This window comes from Kitasatospora sp. CMC57, assembly GCF_045866025.2.
Classification (GTDB): Bacteria; Actinomycetota; Actinomycetes; order Streptomycetales; family Streptomycetaceae; genus Kitasatospora.
Genome location: NZ_AP035881.2, coordinates 2,480,103 through 2,498,348 on the forward strand (window position 1 = coordinate 2,480,103; position 18,246 = coordinate 2,498,348).

General features: G+C 70.3%; 16 protein-coding genes. 5 read left to right on the plus strand and 11 right to left on the minus strand.

The window, feature by feature from the left end:
• Positions 1-41 precede the first annotated feature (41 nt).
• From ACKUU6_RS10890 to ACKUU6_RS10910, 5 genes are read right to left on the minus strand one after another with little or no spacing between them, the layout of a single operon-like run.
• Complete coding sequence (locus ACKUU6_RS10890) at positions 42-845, minus strand: ABC transporter permease (protein ID WP_407988294.1); 804 nt, start codon at positions 843-845, stop codon at positions 42-44.
• Positions 845-1,768, minus strand: a complete 924-nt coding sequence (locus ACKUU6_RS10895; protein WP_407988295.1) for an ABC transporter permease — start codon at positions 1,766-1,768, stop codon at positions 845-847. The genes ACKUU6_RS10890 and ACKUU6_RS10895 overlap by 1 nt, the downstream gene beginning before the upstream one ends.
• On the minus strand, positions 1,765-2,910 hold the full coding sequence (locus ACKUU6_RS10900; protein WP_407988296.1) for an ABC transporter ATP-binding protein: 1,146 nt from the start codon (positions 2,908-2,910) through the stop codon (positions 1,765-1,767). The genes ACKUU6_RS10895 and ACKUU6_RS10900 overlap by 4 nt, the downstream gene beginning before the upstream one ends.
• 36 nt (positions 2,911-2,946) lie before the next feature.
• Entirely contained in the window at positions 2,947-4,197 is a 1,251-nt protein-coding gene (locus tag ACKUU6_RS10905; RefSeq protein WP_407988297.1) for a polyamine ABC transporter substrate-binding protein, read from the minus strand.
• A gap of 46 nt (positions 4,198-4,243) precedes the next feature.
• Positions 4,244-5,758, minus strand: coding sequence for a gamma-aminobutyraldehyde dehydrogenase (locus tag ACKUU6_RS10910; RefSeq protein ID WP_407988298.1), 1,515 nt, complete (start codon positions 5,756-5,758; stop codon positions 4,244-4,246).
• Between the two features lie 308 nt (positions 5,759-6,066).
• On the opposite strand from ACKUU6_RS10910, the gene ACKUU6_RS10915 reads away from it, so the two are divergent.
• On the plus strand, positions 6,067-7,737 hold the full coding sequence (locus ACKUU6_RS10915; RefSeq protein ID WP_407988299.1) for a PucR family transcriptional regulator: 1,671 nt from the start codon (positions 6,067-6,069) through the stop codon (positions 7,735-7,737).
• Positions 7,738-7,768: 31 nt separating this feature from the next.
• Here ACKUU6_RS10915 and ACKUU6_RS10920 read toward each other — a convergent pair whose 3' ends face one another.
• From ACKUU6_RS10920 to ACKUU6_RS10940, 5 genes are all read right to left on the minus strand, one after another.
• Entirely contained in the window at positions 7,769-8,380 is a 612-nt protein-coding gene (locus ACKUU6_RS10920; RefSeq protein ID WP_407988300.1) for a hypothetical protein, read from the minus strand.
• Positions 8,377-9,399: a WXG100 family type VII secretion target gene (locus ACKUU6_RS10925; protein WP_407988301.1), complete on the minus strand. Its 1,023-nt coding sequence runs from the start codon at positions 9,397-9,399 to the stop codon at positions 8,377-8,379. The genes ACKUU6_RS10920 and ACKUU6_RS10925 overlap by 4 nt, the downstream gene beginning before the upstream one ends.
• Positions 9,396-9,710 (minus strand): hypothetical protein, encoded by a 315-nt coding sequence (locus tag ACKUU6_RS10930; RefSeq protein ID WP_407988302.1) that lies wholly within the window; start codon positions 9,708-9,710, stop codon positions 9,396-9,398. The genes ACKUU6_RS10925 and ACKUU6_RS10930 overlap by 4 nt, the downstream gene beginning before the upstream one ends.
• 172 nt (positions 9,711-9,882) lie before the next feature.
• Positions 9,883-11,241 carry an aspartate aminotransferase family protein gene (locus ACKUU6_RS10935; RefSeq protein ID WP_407988303.1) on the minus strand — a complete coding sequence of 453 codons (1,359 nt, stop codon included), beginning with the start codon at positions 11,239-11,241 and terminating at the stop codon, positions 9,883-9,885.
• Positions 11,242-11,372: 131 nt separating this feature from the next.
• Positions 11,373-12,818: a gamma-aminobutyraldehyde dehydrogenase gene (locus ACKUU6_RS10940; RefSeq protein ID WP_407988304.1), complete on the minus strand. Its 1,446-nt coding sequence runs from the start codon at positions 12,816-12,818 to the stop codon at positions 11,373-11,375.
• 265 nt (positions 12,819-13,083) lie between these two features.
• Between ACKUU6_RS10940 and ACKUU6_RS10945 the strand changes: the two genes are divergently transcribed.
• The 4 genes from ACKUU6_RS10945 to ACKUU6_RS10960 all read left to right on the plus strand — a co-directional run bounded on the left by ACKUU6_RS10945 (position 13,084) and on the right by ACKUU6_RS10960 (position 17,011).
• Positions 13,084-13,557: an Lrp/AsnC family transcriptional regulator gene (locus tag ACKUU6_RS10945; RefSeq protein ID WP_057232352.1), complete on the plus strand. Its 474-nt coding sequence runs from the start codon at positions 13,084-13,086 to the stop codon at positions 13,555-13,557.
• Positions 13,554-14,945, plus strand: a complete 1,392-nt coding sequence (locus tag ACKUU6_RS10950) for an aspartate aminotransferase family protein (RefSeq protein WP_407988306.1) — start codon at positions 13,554-13,556, stop codon at positions 14,943-14,945. The genes ACKUU6_RS10945 and ACKUU6_RS10950 overlap by 4 nt, the downstream gene beginning before the upstream one ends.
• A 186-nt stretch (positions 14,946-15,131) precedes the next feature.
• Positions 15,132-15,860: an ABC transporter ATP-binding protein gene (locus ACKUU6_RS10955; RefSeq protein WP_407988308.1), complete on the plus strand. Its 729-nt coding sequence runs from the start codon at positions 15,132-15,134 to the stop codon at positions 15,858-15,860.
• Between the two features lie 2 nt (positions 15,861-15,862).
• Positions 15,863-17,011 carry a hypothetical protein gene (locus tag ACKUU6_RS10960; RefSeq protein WP_407988309.1) on the plus strand — a complete coding sequence of 383 codons (1,149 nt, stop codon included), beginning with the start codon at positions 15,863-15,865 and terminating at the stop codon, positions 17,009-17,011.
• 77 nt (positions 17,012-17,088) lie between these two features.
• Here the strand turns inward: ACKUU6_RS10960 and rlmN are convergent, their stop codons facing one another.
• The gene (gene rlmN / locus ACKUU6_RS10965) at positions 17,089-18,189 is read right to left on the minus strand and encodes a 23S rRNA (adenine(2503)-C(2))-methyltransferase RlmN (RefSeq protein WP_407988310.1); all 1,101 of its coding nucleotides are present in this window, start codon (positions 18,187-18,189) and stop codon (positions 17,089-17,091) included.
• Positions 18,190-18,246: the final 57 nt, after the last annotated feature.

Consider the following 18,246-nt stretch of genomic DNA (forward strand, 5'->3'; position numbering starts at 1 on the left):
TTCTGCTAATTGACGGCGTATCAGGTAGTTCGGACAGATTGTCAGGCGCTGGCCTTCCGACGGTTGCCGACCCACTGGCCGACCACCGTCAGCACCACCGCGGCGAGGAACATCGCCGTGCCGATCACGTTGACCTGCACCGGGATGCCGCGCTGGGAGGCGCCCCAGACGAACATCGGGAAGGTGACCGTGGTCGGTCCCGAGTTGAACTGGGTGATGATGAAGTCGTCGAAGGAGAGCGCGAAGCTGAGCAGCGCGCCGGCCGCGATACCGGGGGCGGCGAGGGGCAGCGTCACCTTCAGGAACGTCTGCACGGGCGTCGCGTAGAGGTCCTGGGCGGCCTGCTCCAGCCGCGGGTCCATGCTCATCACGCGGGCCTTGACCGCCGTCACCACGAAACTCAGGCAGAACATGATGTGGGCGATCAGGATCGTGGTGAACCCGAACGGGATCCGCATGTTGAGGAAGAGCGTGCCGAGCGAGGCGGCCATCACCACCTCGGGCATCGCCATCGGCAGGAAGATCAGACCGGTGGCACCGCCGCGCCCCCGGAACCGGTAGCGCGCCAGCGCGAAGGCGACCATGGTGCCGAGCACGGTGGCACCGACGGTGGCCAGTACGGCGATCTGCAGGCTGAGCGAGAGCGAGCCGCACATGTCGGCGACGCCGCAGGGGTTGGTCCAGGCGTCGGTGGAGAACTGGTTCCACTCGTAGTTGAACTTGCCGCTGGGCTTGTTGAACGAGAACGCCAGTACCACCAGGTTGGGCAGCACCAGGTAGGCCAGGGCGAGGACGCCCGCCAGCACCACCAGATGGGCCCGGACCCACTTCACAGTCCGGCTCATCAGACCAGTTCCTCCGTCCCGGCCTTACGCATGTAGACCGTCACCATGCCCAGGATCAGGGCCATCAGAATGAAGCTCAGCGCGGCGGCCGTCGGGTAGTCGAGCACGTTCAGGAACTGCTTCTGGATCGCGTTGCCGATCATCTGCTCGCTCGGCGAGCCGAGCAGTTGGGCGTTGATGTAGTCGCCCGAGGCCGGGATGAAGGTGAGCAGCGTTCCCGCCACCACCCCCGGCAGCGAGATCGGGAAGGTGACCTTGCGGAAGACGGTGAACGGCCGCGCGTACAGGTCACCGGCGGCCTCGTGCAGCCGGGGGTCGATCCGCTCCAGCGAGGTGTACAGCGGCAGGATCATGAACGGCAGGAAGTTGTACGTCAGCCCGCAGATCACCGCGAGCGGGGTGGCCAGCAGCCGCTGACCGGTGGTCAGCCCGAGCCAGTCGGTGACGCTCAGCAGGTGCAGCGCGTTGAGTGCGGAGACCACCGGGCCACCGTCCGACAGGATGGTCTTCCAGGCCAGCGTGCGGATCAGGAAACTGGTGAAGAACGGCGCGATCACCAGGATCAGGATGACGTTCCGCCACCGCTTGCTCGCCTTGAAGGCGATCGTGTACGCCAGCGGGTAGCCGATCGCCAGGCAGAGCAGGGTGGCGACCGCGGCGAAGCCGAACGAGCGGACGAAGTGCCACTTGTACTCGCTCAGCGCGTCCCAGTACGTCGAGAAGTGCCAGGTCAGTCGGAAGCCCTGCTCCAGCGAGCCGGTCTGCAACGAGGTGGAGGCCTGGTAGACCATCGGCACCACGAAGAAGACCACCAGCCAGGCGAGGCCGGGCAGCAGCAGCCAGTAGGGCGTCAGCCTGCGGCGCGGCGGCCGTTCCTGAAGAGGTGTCACCTGCGCCGGTGCAGCCTCGACGGTCGCGGTCACGCGGCGGCCTCCCCGGTGCCGGCGTCGATCGCCTGCGCGGCGTCGAGGCCGAAGGAGTGCGCCGGGTTCCAGTGCAGGACGACCGGGGCGCCGGGGGTGAGCCGAGTCGTGCGGTCCATGTTCTGCTCGAAGACCGCGAGCTCCTGGCCGGTGTCGGCGCGCACCACGTACTGGGTGGAGACGCCGATGAAGCTGGAGTCGACCACGGTGCCGGTGAGCCGGTTGCGCCCCTCGGCCACCTCGCTGTCCGCGCCCGCGATGGTGATCTTCTCCGGGCGGACGCCCAGGTAGACGTTGCTGGCCTCGGTGGCGCAGCGCGCGCGGGGCACGGCCAGCCGGGTGCCGCCGGCGCTGAGCAGCAGCGAGCCGTCGGCGCTGCCGGTGACCTCGGCCGGGATCAGGTTGGACTGGCCGAGGAAGTTGGCCACGAAGGTGGAGCCCGGGTTCTCGTACAGGTCGGCGGGGGCGCCGAGCTGCTCGACCCGGCCGCCGTTCATCACCGCGATGGTGTCGGCCATCGTCATGGCCTCCTCCTGGTCGTGGGTGACGTGCACGAAGGTGATGCCGACCTCGGTCTGGATCCGCTTGAGCTCCAGCTGCATCTGCCGCCGCAGCTTGAGGTCGAGGGCGCCGAGCGGCTCGTCCAGCAGAAGCACCTGCGGGTGGTTGATCAGCGCGCGGGCGACCGCGACCCGCTGCTGCTGGCCGCCGGAGAGCTGGTGCGGCTTCCGCCGGGCGTACGGGCCGAGCTCGACCAGTTCGAGCATCTCCTCGACCTGCTTCCTGACCTCCTTCTTGCCCCGTCGGCGCAGGCCGAAGGCGACGTTCTCGAAGATGTCCAGGTGCGGGAAGAGGGCGTAGCTCTGGAAGACGGTGTTCACCGGCCGCTTGTACGGCGGGAGCGCGGTGACGTCCTGACCCCCAATCAGGACGGTGCCGCTGGTGGGCTCCTCCAGGCCGGCGATCATCCGCAGCGTGGTGGTCTTGCCACAGCCGGAAGCACCGAGCAGGGCGAAGAAGGAGCCCTGCGGCACGGTCAGGTCGAGCGGGTGGACGGCGGTGAAGGCGCCGTAGGTCTTGCCGATACCGGTGAGGCGCACGTCGCCACCGGCCGTCGCCGCCTCGCGCAGCTGCTCAGTCATGGTGTCTCTCTGTCGGGAAGGGCCGAGTGGTGGGGGTCAGGCGCCGATCAACTTGGAGAACTTCGCCTCGAAGTCGGTCTCCTCGGCCTCCGTCAGGCTGCGGAACAGGTGGGTCTTGGCCGTCATCTCCGGGGTCGGGACCACCAGCGGGTTCTCCGCCACGTCGGGCGCGATCTTCGCCAGCTCGGGCTGCATGCCCGCCACCGGGGAGACGTAGCTGATGCCCGCGGTGAGCTGCGCCGCGATCTCGTGCTGGTAGTAGAAGTTGATCAGCAGTTCGGCGTTCTTCTTGTGCTGCGCCTTGGCCGGGACCAGCAGGTTGTCGGTGGAGGAGAGGTAGCCCTCGGCCGGGATGACGAACTCGATGTCGGGGTTGTCGGCCCTCAGCTGGATCAGGTCACCGCCCCAGGCGATGCAGGCCGCGATGTCGCCGGAGGAGAGCTCCTGGCCGTAGTCGTTCCCGGTGAACTTGCGGATCTGCTTGCTGTCCACGGCCTTCTGCACCCGGGCGATCGCGGCGTCGAAGTCGTCCGTGGTGAACTTCCCGGGCTCCTTGCCCATCGAGAGCAGCACCATGCCGACGGTGTCGCGCATCTCGGAGAGGAAGGTGACCCGCCCCTTGAGCGCCGGGTCGTCCAACAGCTGGGAGACGCTGGTGACCGCCTTACCCTTGGTGGCCTTCTTGTTGTAGGCGATCACGGTCTGGATGCTGGTCCAGGGGTAGGAGTACTGGCGCCCCGGGTCCCAGTCGGGGGCCCGGAAGCGGGCCTCCAGGTTGGTCAGCGCGTTGGTCAGGTTGGCCGGGTTGAGCCTCTGCGCCCAGCCGAGCCGGATCAGCCGGCCGGCCATCCAGTCGGTCAGCACCACCAGGTCGCGGCCGGTGTCCTGACCGGCCGCCAGCTGCGGCTTGACCTTGCCGAAGAACTCGACGTTGTCGTTGACGTCCTCGGTGTACTTGACCTTGACGCCGGTGGCGGCGGTGAAGGCGTCGAGCGTGGGGCGCTTGGTCTCGTCCTTGGGGTCCACGTCGATGTAGAGCGGCCAGTTGGAGAAGTTGAGCGTCTTGTCGGTGTCCGAGCTGTCCGGGCCTGCGGCCGGCGCGCTCTCGGTTGAACCCGACTTGGCCGCGGGTATGCCGCAGGCCGCGAGAGTGCCGGTACCCGCCATCAGGGCGGTGGCCTGCAACAGCATCCGCCGCGTCATCGCGGCCCGGCCGTTGGTCAGGCTGCGTGCCCACGCCTTGCGGACCGGAGCCGGCATACCGTCGGCGATCTCGTTGAACTCCATGCTGGGGACACCCTTCGGGGCAGGAAGGTGGCGGAGCAGACGGGGGTTATCTGTCTCCGAAGACCGTGCGGTGCCAGTCCTTCCTGGCGACCGCGGTGGTGTCGAACATGACGTGCTTGAGCTGGGTGTACTCGTCCAGCGAGTACTGGGACATGTCCTTGCCGTAGCCGGAGGCCTTGTAGCCGCCGTGCGGCATCTCGCTGATGATCGGGATGTGGTCGTTGACCCAGACGCAGCCGGCCTGGATCTCCCGGGTGGCGCGCAGCGAGCGGTGGACGTTGCTGGTCCAGGCGGAGGCGGCCAGCCCGTAGGGGGTGTCGTTGGCCAGCCGCAGTCCCTCCTCGTCGGAGTCGAAGGGCAGCACGACCAGCACCGGGCCGAAGATCTCGCCCTGCACCACCTCGCTGTCCTGCGGGGCTCCGGTGATCAGGGTCGGGAGGTGGTACGCGCCGGGAGCGAGCTCGGTGCCGTCGTGGCCCAGGCCGGTGGCCTGACCACCGGTCACCACGGTGGCGTACGAGCGGGCCCGCTCGACGAAGCCGGCCACCCGGTCCCGGTGGGTGTACGAGACCAGCGGGCCGAGGTCGGTGGCGGGGTTCAGCGGGTGGCCGATCCGGACCTGGCCGTACAGCTCGGCGACCCCCGCCACGAACGCGTCGTACAGCGGGCGCTGCACGTAGGCGCGGGTGGCGGCGGTGCAGTCCTGGCCGCCGTTGATCAGCGAGGCGGCCACCGCGCCGTGCACGGCGGCGTCCAGGTCGGCGTCGTCGAAGACCACGAACGGGGCCTTGCCGCCGAGTTCGAGGTGGGTGCGCTTGACGCTCGCGGTGGCGAGCTCGGCGACCCGCCGGCCGACCGGGGTGGAGCCGGTGAAGGAGACCATCGCGACGTCCGGGTGCGAGACCAGGTGCTCGCCCGCGCCGCGACCGGCGCCGGTCACCACGTTGACCACGCCGTCCGGGATGCCCGCCTCGGTGCAGGCCCGGGCGAACATCAGCGAGGTGAGCGGGGTCAGCTCGGCCGGCTTGAGCACGATGGTGTTGCCCGCCGCGATCGCCGGGAGGATCTTCCAGGCGGCCATCTGGAGCGGGTAGTTCCAGGGCGAGATCGAGCCGACCACGCCGATCGCCTCGCGGCGGACGTACGAGGTGTGGTCACCGGAGTACTCCCCCGCGGCCTTGCCCTCCAGGTTGCGGGCGGCCCCCGCGAAGAAGGAGGTGTTGTCGACCGTGCCGGGCACGTCGAACTCGGTGGAGAGCTTGATCGGCTTGCCGGTCTGCGCGGTCTCGACCCGGGCGAAGTCCTCGGCGTTCGCGGCCAGCACGGCCGCCAGCCTGAGCAGTGCCTCCGAGCGGGCACCGGGGGTGGCCGAGGCCCAGGCGGGCAGTGCGGCCTTCGCCGCCGCCACCGCGGTGTCCACGTCGCCGGTCGAGGCGAGCGTGACGTGCTCGACCACGCTGCCGTCGGCGGGGTTGACGACCTGGAAGGGCTCCGTCCCGGTGCCCTCGGTCAGCCGGCCCGCGACGTACTGCGCGCCCGCACTGAAATCGGTCAGGTCCATCAGGTTCCTCCAGGGTGCCCGGTGAGTCGGCCAGGGAGCCTCGGGGGTCCGGCGATCCTGACACCCGGGGGTTGCCTCTACAAGGGATTCCGCGGTTGCGTTCTCGTTACGCGACGGATTTCGGGGGCAACACCGTATTCATCCCACGGCCCGTGGTCCGGGCCGGTACTGCCGACCCGCTGACGATGCCTGCTCACTCGTCGGGGTGACAAGGGTCACTCCGACAGCCTCGGCCGCAAGGGCCTTACAGGGTGGAAAGGCAACACGTCGTCTGGTCGATGCATGATTCACCTGACACCCTGCTGCCCATGGAAGGTCCTCCCGTGCTGCCCACCGTCGCCCGCGTCCTCGACCTCGACGTGATGCGACGCGGCCTGCCCCAGGTGGTGGCCGGCGCCGAACACCTGGAACGCCCGGTCCGCTGGGTGCACGTCAGCGAGCTCCCCGACGTGGCGGGCATGCTCCAGGGCGGCGAACTGGTGCTCACCACCGGCATCGCCCTGCCCGAGGACCGCGAGGGACTGGCCAGGTACGTGCGCGAGCTGGCCGAGATCGGGGCCGCCGGGCTGGTGGTCGAGTTCGGCCGCCGGTACTTCGACACCCTGCCCCGCGCCCTGGTGCACGCCGCCGAACAGCGCGGACTGCCGCTGATCGCGCTCCGCCGCGAACTGCGCTTCGTCGCCGTCACCGAAGCCGTGCACGCGCTGGTGGTGAACGCCCAACTGGAGCAGCTGCGGATCTCCGAGGCCGTCCACCAGGTGTTCAACGAACTCGCCGTCGAGGGCGCCGAACCGGCCGAGGTGGTCCGCCAGGTGGCCCGGATGGCCGGGGCCCCGGTGGTCCTGGAGAACCTCGCCCACCAGGTGCTCGCGCACGAGACGGCCGGCCGCCGCGAGACCGACCTGCTGGAGGGCTGGGAACGCCGCTCGCGCGGGGTCCGCCCGCCCGGCCGGACGGGGTACGACCCGCGCAGCGGCTGGCTGGTCACCGCCGTCGGCGCCCGTGGCCAGGACTGGGGGCGGCTGATCCTGGTCGACGACCCCCGCCCGCTGCCCGCCGACACCCCGCACCCCCACGCCATGCTGCTGGAACGCGGCGCCGCCACCCTCGCCCTCAACCGGCTGGTGGTCCGCGACCGCGAATCGCTGGAGCGGCAGACCCACCGCACGCTGCTCTCCGGCATCCTCACCCACGCCCTGACGGTCAGTGAGGTCGCCCTCCGGGCCGCCGCGCTGGGCGTTCCGTTGGACAGCCGCCGCCTGGTCGGCGTGGTGCTCCGGCAGCGGCGCGGCCCGATCCCCGCCGCACTGGAGGCCCAGGCCCGGCTGCGCGACTTCACCGAACTGGCCGCCACCGCGATCCGGACCAGCCGGCTCTCCGCCCTGGTCGGCGCCCTCGACGACGAGGGGGTGGGCGTCCTGATCGCGCTCGGCTCCCAGCAGGACGAGCACGCCGCGCTCGAAGGCTTCGCCGCGGCGCTGCGCAGGCTGGTCGCCGACAGCGACCGGGACGCCGCGTCACCCGCCCCCGAACCCGTGATCGCCGTCGGCTCCTCGGTCGGCTCGGTCCGCGACGCCCGCCGCACCCTGCTGGAGGCCACCCAGGTCGCCGACGCCGCACTGCACGACGCTCCGGGCGGCCGGGCCGCCTCGTACTACCGCCTGCCGGACGTCCGGCTGCGCGGCCTGCTCCACCTGCTGCGGGACGACGCGCGCCTGCAGACGTACGTGGAACGCGAGCTCGGCCCGCTGCTCGCGTACGACGCCGAACATGGCGGGCAGCTGGTCCAGCTGCTTCGGATCTACCTCGAACAGGGCCGGAACAAGTCGGCGGCCGCCGACGCGGCCCACCTCTCCCGACCGTCCTTCTACGACCGGCTCCACAAGGTCGAACGCATCCTCGCCGTCGACCTCGACCAGGTCGAGTCCTGCCTCTCCCTGCACGTCGCGCTGCTCGCCCTGGACGCGGTGCGCCGCTGACTCCGCGTCAGCGGCGCCGCGCCTCCTGGCGTCAGCGGGCCAGCGCCTCCAGGGCCGGGGCCGAGTGCTCGGACGCTCCCAGCGCGGCGCACGAACCATCGGCGAAGTGCAGGTCCACCCGGTCGGACATCGACGTGTGCCGGATCTCGGCCCTGCGAAGCTGATCACGGGGGATCTCGCCGAGCAGCTCCGACTGCTCCCTGAACTCGTAGGTCAGCAGAATCCGACGGTCCGTGAAGACCAGCTGCACGTCGTGGTTCTCGAAGTTGCTGTGGTTCTTCGGTCCCGACAGCACCGCGATCGCGAACCGGCCCGCCTGGCTCTGCCAGCCTCCGACCAGTCCCCGGCCCCGGAAGATGCGCCGAACCACCCGGGAGAACCCGAAGACGGTCTCCTCGATGACCTCCACCACCCACCCGACGAAGCCGAGCAGGTGGAACACCACCGCGAACAGACCGTCCGACTCCTTCGGCCGGTACTTGCGCGGCACCCGCCGGATCAGATCGCTGAGGTCCACGTCGACGACTCCGAGCAGCCGCTCACCTGGTGGCACCAGATGCGCCACCAGCCGCGAGTACGGCTCACCGCGGTGCCGCGGCGAGGAGAAGACTCCCGGCCCGGTGCTGTACTGATCGGCTGTCATCCGAACGCCTCCTCGATCCGAGTGGTCGGCACCCGGTACAGGGTCCCCTTCGGCCCGCCCGCCAACTGCCCCGTGACTGCGTCGACGTTGGTGTCACCGGTCAGGCCGTCCGTCACGGCCTCCCCGAAGTCTCCGGCGCCGATGGCCGCCCCGAGGCCACCCTTCAGGCCACCCTTGAGGCCGCCGAAGACGGTCTTGACCCCCTTGGCTGCCACGTACTCGCCGATGTTCTCCATCGTGGGTGACTGGATCGCGTTCTTGAGCGCCTTGCCCCGGTTGGCCATGCTCCCGAGCTTGCGGAGTTCCTTGGCTGCCTTGCGGGCCTCGTTGATGCTCTTGAAGGTCCGGCCGGCCGTCTTGATCTCCTTGACGGCGTCCCAGAGCTTCTGGAGCGCTTTCTCCAGTTCCGCGGAGACCTTGCCGACGCGCGCGATGAACACCGCGATCTCGCCCTCCACCACCAGTGCTTCGGCTGCGGTCGCCAGGCCGAGGGTGAGGATGTCGATCGCGACCGACGCGGCGAGCGTGATGATCAGGGTCTCGATCGCCTCCCGGATGATCTCGATGACCATCGTCTCGGCCATCTGGCACTCGGCGGCTGCCTGGCTGATGATCTGGGCGACCTGGTCCATGTCGGCGGCGGTGCCGTCGATGGCCGCCACGATCTCGCCCATGTGGCTGCCGAAGGCCTCGGCCGCCGCGCCCTCCCACTGACCGGAGAGCGCGCCACCGCCCTGGCGGAGGTTGGTCGCCACCTCACGCATGGCCTTGGCCTGGGCCTGCCACTCCTCGGCGGCGGCGGTCAGCCCCGCGAGGTTGCCGGTCACCTGCTCCAGCATGTCCATCAGTCCGGTGGCGTCGAGCGCCGCCTTGACGACGCTGTCGAGGCCCGCGTCCAGCCCGTCGGCGACCGGGTTCTTGATCTCAGGCAACGGCAGCAGGGGTTCGTTCACGTAGTCGCGCGTCCACTTGAACGCGTCGCCGGCCCGTTGGAACGAGAGGTCGCCGCCGCTGATCACCGGTCACCCCCGTAGACGGCCTCGACGGCACTGTCCTGCGACTCGTAGTTCGATGCCGAGTAGTCCAGACCCTGGGCCGTGTCGCCCAGGATCTCGATCAGGTCGGCGAAGTTCTGCTGCTCGGCCTGCGCGTGCTCCTCGTACGCCTGGAAGAGGTTCTGCGCGTTCGGCAGCTTGCCGAAGTCGTCCGAGGCGAGCGAGACCGATGCCAGCGAGGACCGGATCTGCGCGATCTGCTCGCTCTGGGCCTGTATGAGCCTGCCGTACGACCTCAGAGCTTCGGGCTGGACCCGGAATCCCTGCTCCCCCATGGTTCTTTCCTCCGCTTGTGATACTGGCGCGTCATCGTACAAGTGCGGCGTCAGCGTTCCCACCTGCGGTCTCGCCTCGCCACACCGTCACCACCGCGCACCCACACCGTGAAGGAACACCAGACAGGAGCGGCCCCGGGCATGATGCCCGGGGCCGCTCGGTGACGGTTCGTCAGCCGGTGTGCGCGTCGGTGAGGGTGAGCACCTCGTCGAGGATCGCCAGGCCGGTCTTGGCCTCCTCCTCGGTGACCGTGCACGGCGGGACCACGTGGAAGCGGTTCATGTTGACGAACGGCCAGAGCCCGCGCTGCTTGCAGGCGGCGGCCAGCTCGGCCATCGGCGCGTTGGCTGCACCGGCGGCGTTGTAGGGGACCAGGGGCTCCCGGGTCTCGCGGTTCTTCACCAGGTCGAGCGCCCAGAACACGCCGAGCCCGCGCACCTCGCCGATCGACGGGTGCCGGTCGGCCAGCTCGCGCAGGCCGGGGCCGAGCACGGTCTCGCCGATGTGCCTGGCGTTCTCCACGATGCCCTCCTCGGCCATCGCGTTGATGGTCGCCACCGCCGAGGCGCAGGCCAGCGGATGGCCCGAGTAGGTGAGCCCGCCGGGGAAGGGCCGCTCCGCGAAGGTGGCCGCGATCTCGGCGGAGATCGCCACGCCGCCGAGCGGCACGTAGCCGGAGTTGACGCCCTTGGCGAAGGTCAGCAGGTCGGGGGTGACACCCCAGTGGTCGGCAGCGAACCACTCACCGGTCCGGCCGAAGCCCGCCATCACCTCGTCCAGGATGAGCACGATCCCGTACCGGTCGCAGATCGCCCGCACCCCGGCCAGGTAGCCCGGCGGCGGGATCAGGACACCGGCGGTGCCGACCACGGTCTCCAGGATGATCGCGGCGACGGTGCCGGGACCCTCGAAGGCGATCACCTGCTCCAGGTGCTCCAGCGCGCGCTCGCACTCCTGCGCCTCGTTCTCGGCGTGGAAGTTGGAGCGGTAGGCGTACGGGCCCCAGAAGTGCACCACGCCGGAGACGCCGGTCTCGTTGGCCCAGCGACGGGGGTCACCGGTCAGCGCGATCGCGTTGGCGGTGGCGCCGTGGTACGAGCGATAAGTCGACATGACCTTCTGCCGGCCGGTGTGCAGCCGGGCCAGCCGGATGGCGTTCTCGTTCGCCTCGGCGCCACCGTTGGTGAAGAAGATCTTGTCAAGGTCCCCCGGCGTGCGCTCGGCGATCAGCCGGGCCGCCTCGCTGCGCGACTCCTGGGCGAAGCCGGGGGCGATGGTGCAGAGCTTGGCCGCCTGCTCCTGGATCGCGGCGACCACCTTGGGGTGCTGGTGACCGATGTTGGTGTTCACCAGCTGCGAGGAGAAGTCGAGGTAACGGTTGCCCTCGTAGTCCCAGAAGTAGGAACCCTCGGCACCGGCCACCGCGAGGGGGTCGATCAGCGCCTGGGCGGACCACGAGTGGAAGACGTGCGCGCGGTCGGCGGCCTTGACAGCCCGCCCGGCGGCCGAATCAGCAGTGGGGATGCTCATGCCGGTAAGCGTAGGCAACCGACGGTCCTGGGTGCAGTGGCATCCTGTCAGGCGGTCCGCGTCTCACCCGACAGCCTGACAAGCAGGGGGGCGCACCCGGCCGGGTACGCCCCCCTCTATCTGACTCCGCGTCAGATCGCCGTCATGACGTGCTTCACCCGCGTGTAGTCCTCGAAGCCGTACGAGGAGAGGTCCTTGCCGTAGCCGGACTTCTTGAAGCCACCGTGCGGCATCTCCGCGACCAGCGGGATGTGGGTGTTGATCCAGACGCAGCCGAAGTCCAGCCGGCGCGACATCCGCATCGCCCGCGCGTGGTCCTTGGTCCACACCGAGGAGGCGAGCGCGAACTCCACGCCGTTCGCGTAGTTCACCGCCTGGTCCTCGTCGGTGAACTTCTGCACGGTGATGACCGGGCCGAAGACCTCGTTCTGGATGATCTCGTCGTCCTGCTTCAGGCCGGAGACCACGGTCGGCGCGTAGAAGTAGCCGACCTCGCCGACCCGGTGGCCACCGGCCTCGACCTTGGCGTGCCCGGGCAGGCGCTCGATGAAGCCGGACACCTGCTTGAGCTGGTTGGCGTTGTTCAGCGGACCGTAGAGCACGTCCTCCTCGTCCACCCCGCCGGTCTTGGTGTCGGCGGCGGCCTTGGCCAGTGCGGTCACGAAGTCGTCGTGGATGGACTCGTGCACCAGCACGCGGGTGGCGGCGGTGCAGTCCTGGCCGGCGTTGAAGAAGCCGGCGACCGAGATGCCCTCGACCGCCTCGGCGATGTCGGCGTCCTCGAAGACCACGACCGGCGCCTTGCCGCCGAGCTCGAGGTGCACCCGCTTGACGTCCTTGGACGCCGACTCGGCGACCTGCATGCCGGCCCGCACCGAGCCGGTGATCGAGGCCATCGCCGGAGTGGGGTGCTCGACCATCAGGCGGCCGGTCTCCCGGTCTCCGCAGATCACGTTGAAGACACCGGCCGGCAGGTCGAGGTCCTTCAGCACACCGCCGATGATCTCGGCGAGCAGCAGGGTGGAGGCCGGGGTGGTGTCGGAGGGCTTGAGCACGACCGCGTTGCCCGCCGCGATGGCCGGGGCGAACTTCCACACGGCCATCATCATCGGGTAGTTCCACGGCGCGACCTGGGCGCAGACGCCGACCGGCTCACGGCGGACGATCGAGGTCATCCCGTCCATGTACTCGCCCGCGGCCTTGCCCTCCAGCAGGCGGGCGGCGCCGGCGAAGAAGCGGATCTGGTCCACCATCGGACCGATCTCCTCCGACAGCGTCAGCGAGCGCGGCTTGCCGGTGTTGCGACACTCGGTGTCCACGATCTCGTCTGCCCGTGCCTCGACCGCGTCCGCGATCTTGAGCAGCAGCTTCTGCCGAACGGAGGGAGTGGAGTCACGCCAGAGGGGGAACGCCGCGGCGGCCGAGGCCATCGCCGCGTCCACGTCCACCGCACCGGACAGCGGCGACGTCGCGTACACCTCGCCGGTGGTCGGGTCGATCACGTCCAGCGTGCGGCCGTCCGCCGCATCGACGAACTCACCGTTGACGTAGTTGCGCAGCGTACGAAGCTCGCTCACGGGTCTCTCCTCGGTCGGGGCCTGCCACGTTGCAGGAGCCGGCGCCAGGGTACTCCGGCGCCGAGTGGCCGGGCCGTGGGAGCCGCGGTCCACTGAATGGATGTGCACGCCTCCGCGTGTACCTGACCAGGGTAGCTCGTCCCCTTCGGTTCTCGGCAGTGGTCTCGGATAAGTGCCACGCAATCCGCACGCAATTCTGGATATGGCGACGAAATCAGCAGCAGACACGGTTGCGCCCGACGAAACGATCAGGCACAGTGGCGACGTGGCCAACCGCGACCGGAACGCGAGCGTTCCCCTCGATGCCGCCTCCAAGGCGATCATCGAGCAGCTCCAGGAGGACGGGCGTCGCCCGTACGCCGCCATCGGCAAGGCCGTCGGCCTGTCCGAGGCGGCCGTGCGTCAGCGGGTCCAGAAGCTGCTCGACCAAGGCGTGATGCAGATCGTCGCCGTCACCGATCCCCTCACCGTCGGCTTCACCCGGCAGGCGATGGTCGGGATCAACGTCGAAGGCGACATCGAGCCCGTCGCCGACGCGCTGGCCGCCCTCGACGAGGTCGACTACGTCGTCTGCACCGCAGGCTCGTTCGACCTGCTGGCCGAACTGGTCTGCGAGGACGACGAGCACCTGCTCGAACTGATCAACAAGCGCATCCGCGCGCTTCCCGGCGTGCGGAGCACCGAGAGCTTCGTTTACCTGAAGCTCCGGAAACAGACCTACACCTGGGGCACCAGATGACTGCCGACCCGGCGCAGAAGGACCTTTCCAAGACCGCCTACGACCACCTGTGGATGCACTTCACCCGCATGTCGTCGTACGAGAACTCCCCCGTGCCGACGATCGTCAAGGGCAAGGGCACCTACGTCTGGGACGACAAGGGCAAGAAGTACCTGGACGGCCTGGCCGGCCTGTTCGTCGTCCAGGCCGGTCACGGCCGCGAGGAGCTCGCCGAGGCCGCCGCCAAGCAGGCCAAGGAGCTCGCCTTCTTCCCGGTGTGGAGCTACGCCCATCCGAAGGCGATCGAGCTGGCCGAGCGGCTCGCGAACTACGCGCCGGGCGACCTGAACAAGGTCTTCTTCTCCACCGGTGGCGGCGAGGCGGTCGAGACCGCCTGGAAGCTGGCGAAGCAGTACTTCAAGCTGACCGGCAAGCCGACCAAGTACAAGGTCATCTCGCGCGCCGTCGCCTACCACGGCACCCCGCAGGGCGCCCTCTCCATCACCGGCCTGCCGGGCCTGAAGGCCCCGTTCGAGCCGCTGGTGCCGGGTACCCACAAGGCGCCGAACACCAACATCTACCGCGCCCCCGCCTTCCTGGAGCGCGACGGTGTGATCGACCCCGAGGCGTACGGACGCTGGTGCGCCGACGAGATCGAGCAGGCCATCCTGTTCGAGGGCGCCGACACCGTCGCCGCCGTGTTCGTCGAGCCGGTGCAGAACGCCGGTGGCTGCTTCCCACCGCCGCCCGGGTACTTCCAGCGCCTGCGCGAGATCTGCGACCGCCACGACGTGCTGCTCGTGTCGGACGAGGTCATCTGCGCTTTCGGCCGCCTGGGCACCATGTTCGGCGCCGACAAGTTCGGCTACCAGCCCGACATGATCACCTGCGCCAAGGGCATGACCTCGGGCTACAGCCCGATCGGCGCCACGATCATCTCGGACCGCCTGGCCGAGCCGTTCTACAAGGGTGACAACACCTTCCTGCACGGGTACACCTTCGGCGGCCACCCGGTCTCCTCCGCAGTGGCGCTGGCCAACCTCGACATCTTCGAGCGCGAGGGCCTGAACCAGCACGTCCTGGACAACGAGGCGAACTTCCTCAACACCCTGGACAAGCTGCGCGACCTCCCGATCGTCGGCGACGTGCGCGGCAACGGGTTCTTCTACGGCATCGAGCTCGTGAAGGACAAGGTCACCAAGGAGTCGTTCAACGACGACGAGGTCGAGCGCGTGCTCTACGGCTTCCTGTCGAAGGCGCTCTACGACAACGGCCTGTACTGCCGCGCCGACGACCGTGGCGACCCGGTCATCCAGCTGGCCCCGCCGCTGATCTCGGACCAGTCGACCTTCGACGAGATCGAGCAGATCCTGCGGGTCAGCCTCACCGACGCGTGGGCGAAGATCTGACCTCCTGCCCCACCCTCCGCCGCGGGCGGCCTCCCAACAGGGGCCGCCCGCGGTGTTTTTCGGTGATCAACACGCCGGATTCGCCCGTATTTGAACCTGATTGGCTCAGTGTGCCGCATCCTCGACCCGTCCCGGTCGTTCTAATCTGACGACTGTCATATCCCCGTCGGCACCAGGATGGACCTCATGTCAGCGGCCCCGCCCGACAACGACGTGCTGTGGGCCCGAGGGATCGTCAAGTCCCACCACGGCACCCCCGCCCTGCGCGGGATCTCGATCGGCGTCCGGGAAGGCGAGGTCCTCGCCGTCACCGGCCCGCGCGGCTCCGGCAAGAGCACCCTGCTCGGCTGCCTCTCCGCGCTGCTCCCCGTGGACGAGGGCGAGGTCTGGTTCAACAGCGCCCCCGTGCACACCCTGACCCGGGCCGGCCGGGAGCGGCTGCGCCGGGACCGCTTCGGCTTCGTCGGCTCCGAACCTCACCTGGTCCCCGAGCTGACGGCCCGGGAGAACGTCGCGCTGCCGCTGCTGCTCTCCGGCGCCGGCCACAAGGCCGCGTACACCGCCGCCGCCGAGTGGCTGGAACGGCTGGACGTCGCCGACCACGCCAAGCGCAGACCCGCCGAGCTGATCCAGAGTCAGCGCCAGCGGATCGCGGTCGCCCGCGCGCTCGCCCCGCTCCCCTCGGTGGTCTTCGCCGACGACCCCACCGCTCCGCTGCACCGCGAGGCCAAGGACCAGGTCCTGCGGATACTGGCCAGCGCCGCCCGCTCGCACCAGCTCACCCTGGTGCTGGCCACCCACGACCCCGAGCTGGTCAAGTACGCGGACCGGACCGTCGCCCTGCTGGACGGCAGGCTGACCGGGCCGGTCGCCCCCGTACCGCGCGGCGCCGCCGCCCTCACCGCGGGGCGCTGACCATGCTGTACTTCCGCCTGGCCCGCGGCTACCGGCCCGCCGACCTCGGCCGCTGGCTGCTCACCGCGACGGCCGCCGCCCTGGTGGCCGCCCTGCTGCTGCGCGCGCTCGGCCGCGCCCTCCGCGAACCCGCCGTCAGCTCCCAGCCCCGGCTGCTCTGGTGCCTGCCACCGCTGGCCGCCGTCGGCTGGTTCGCCGCCGTCGCGGCCCGCGCCGTGCCCGCCGCCCGCCCGGAACGGATCAACGGCCTGACCGCCGCCGGGGCCGGTCCGGTCCGGATCCGCCTCCTGGTCGCCGGGGAGATCGCGCTCGCCTGCACCCTCGGCAGCGCGCTCACCCTGCTGCTCTTCCTGGTCCTGCGCAACGACATCGCCGACCCCTCGCTGGCGGCCGACCTCGGCATGGGCAGCCCACTGCCAGCCGCTGCCCCGGTCACCCTGCTGGTCCTGGTCCCGCTGGTGGCCGGTGCCTCCGCCGCCTGCGCCGTCCCCTTCGCCGACCCGCTCCCCACCGGCCAGGATCACACCGCCCCGACCGGCTTCGGCCCGCTCCGGATCGCCCTCCCCACCGGCCTGCTGGTGACCGGTACCGCCCTGGAGCTGTACGGCCTGCGGCCCGGCGCCTCGGTGGACGGGCGCCCGGTCGCGCTGCCCGGCGGCCTCGGGGACACCGGGGTGGCGGCGCTGACCGGCTGGGCGCTCGCCGCGTTCGGGCTGGCGCTGCTCACCGCCCCGCTGCTGGCGCTGGCCGGTCGGCTGCTCGCCCTGGGCCGCCCCGACCCGCTCCGTCTGCTCGCCGGGCGGAGCCTCACCGCCGAGGCGCGGCGGATCGGCACCCCGCTGGCCGTACTCGGGCTGGCCGGGGCCGCCGTCCTGGCCGCGTTCCGGTACTGGATCGGCCGTCCCGGCGCCTCCGGGACGACGACCGGCACCGAGGCTCTGCTGGTCGGCGCCTGTGCCCTGGCCGCGCTGCTGGTCCGGGCCGCCGAGGTGCGCAGCGCCCGACGCGAGGTCAGCGCCACGCTGCTCCGGCTCGGCGCCGCCCCCGGGCTGCTGGTCGGCGCGGCCGTCCTGCGGGTGCTCGCGGCGGGAACGGTACTGCTGCTCACCGGCGGCCTGACCGCAGTACTCGCGGCGGGCGCGCTGGCCTGACCGTGGGTGTGACAGTGGGGCCCGGACGGATCGTCCGGGCCCCACTGTCATGGCTGCTCACCTGTCGTACCGTCAGATCATCCCGCTGCGGCCAGCTGCCCGCACGCGCCGTCGATCTCCTGGCCCCGGGTGTCCCGGACCGTGGTCGGCACGCCGTGCGCCTGCAGCCGCCGGACGAACTCCCGCTCGTCCTCGGGGCGGGAGGCGGTCCACTTCGAGCCCGGCGTCGGGTTCAGCGGGATCAGGTTGACGTGCACCCGGTGGTTCTTGATCAGGCGGCCGAGCAGATCGGCCCGCCAGGCCTGGTCGTTGATGTCCTTGATCAGCGCGTACTCGATGGAGATCCGCCGGCCGGACTGCTCTGCGTAGTTCCACGCGGCGTCCAGCACCTCGGCCACCTTCCACCGAGTGTTCACCGGCACCAGCTCGTCCCGGAGCTCGTCGTCCGGGGCGTGCAGGGAGAGCGCCAGGCGGCAGGACAGGCCCTCGTCCGCGAGCCGGTTCATCGCCGGGACCAGGCCGACGGTGGAGACCGTGATGCCGCGCTGGGAGAGGCCGAAGCCGTCCGGCGCCGGGTCGGTCAGGCGGCGGATCGAGGCCAGCACCCGGTTGTAGTTGGCCAGCGGCTCGCCCATGCCCATGAACACCACGTTGGACAGCCGCGCCTCGCCGCCCGGGATCTCGCCGGCCTTCAGCGCGCGCATCCCGGCCGCGATCTGCTCGACGATCTCGGCGGTCGAGAGGTTGCGGGTCAGCCCGGCCTGGCCGGTGGCGCAGAACGGGCAGTTCATCCCGCAGCCGGCCTGCGAGCTGATGCACATGGTCACCCGGTCCGGGTAGCGCATCAGCACCGACTCGACCAGCGTGCCGTCGAACAGCTTCCAGAGCGTCTTGCGGGTGGTGTCCTCGTCACAGGAGACGTGCCGGACCACCGACATCAGCTCCGGCAGCAGCGCGTCCGTCAGCTTCTCCCGGCTGGCCGCGGGGATGTCCGTCCACTCACCCGGGTCGTTCGAGAGCCGCCCGAAGTAGTGGTTCGACAGCTGCTTGGCGCGGAACGGCTGCTCGCCCAGCTCGGCGACGGCCGCCTTGCGGTCGGCGGGGGCGAGGTCGGCAAGGTGTCGCGGGGGCTTGGCGCCACGCGGCGCGACAAAGGTCAGTTCTCCGGGCTTAGGCATGGTTCATCCAGTGTCGCAGATCGCCGAAGCCCCGGATGCCGTCGCATCCGGGGCCCT

Bases quoted from the DNA above. Each gene is read 5' to 3' on its own strand.
- ACKUU6_RS10890 (WP_407988294.1), bottom strand. From the start codon at position 845: ATGAGCCGGACTGTGAAGTGGGTCCGGGCCCATCTGGTGGTGCTGGCG.
- ACKUU6_RS10950 (WP_407988306.1), top strand. From the start codon at position 13,554: ATGACTGCCGACCCGGCGCAGAAGGACCTTTCCAAGACCGCCTACGAC.
- ACKUU6_RS10905 (WP_407988297.1), bottom strand. From the start codon at position 4,197: ATGGAGTTCAACGAGATCGCCGACGGTATGCCGGCTCCGGTCCGCAAG.
- ACKUU6_RS10915 (WP_407988299.1), top strand. From the start codon at position 6,067: ATGGAAGGTCCTCCCGTGCTGCCCACCGTCGCCCGCGTCCTCGACCTC.
- ACKUU6_RS10920 (WP_407988300.1), bottom strand. From the start codon at position 8,380: ATGACAGCCGATCAGTACAGCACCGGGCCGGGAGTCTTCTCCTCGCCG.
- ACKUU6_RS10900 (WP_407988296.1), bottom strand. From the start codon at position 2,910: ATGACTGAGCAGCTGCGCGAGGCGGCGACGGCCGGTGGCGACGTGCGC.
- ACKUU6_RS10955 (WP_407988308.1), top strand. From the start codon at position 15,132: ATGTCAGCGGCCCCGCCCGACAACGACGTGCTGTGGGCCCGAGGGATC.
- ACKUU6_RS10960 (WP_407988309.1), top strand. From the start codon at position 15,863: ATGCTGTACTTCCGCCTGGCCCGCGGCTACCGGCCCGCCGACCTCGGC.
- ACKUU6_RS10930 (WP_407988302.1), bottom strand. From the start codon at position 9,710: ATGGGGGAGCAGGGATTCCGGGTCCAGCCCGAAGCTCTGAGGTCGTAC.
- rlmN (WP_407988310.1), bottom strand. From the start codon at position 18,189: ATGCCTAAGCCCGGAGAACTGACCTTTGTCGCGCCGCGTGGCGCCAAG.
- ACKUU6_RS10935 (WP_407988303.1), bottom strand. From the start codon at position 11,241: ATGAGCATCCCCACTGCTGATTCGGCCGCCGGGCGGGCTGTCAAGGCC.
- ACKUU6_RS10910 (WP_407988298.1), bottom strand. From the start codon at position 5,758: ATGGACCTGACCGATTTCAGTGCGGGCGCGCAGTACGTCGCGGGCCGG.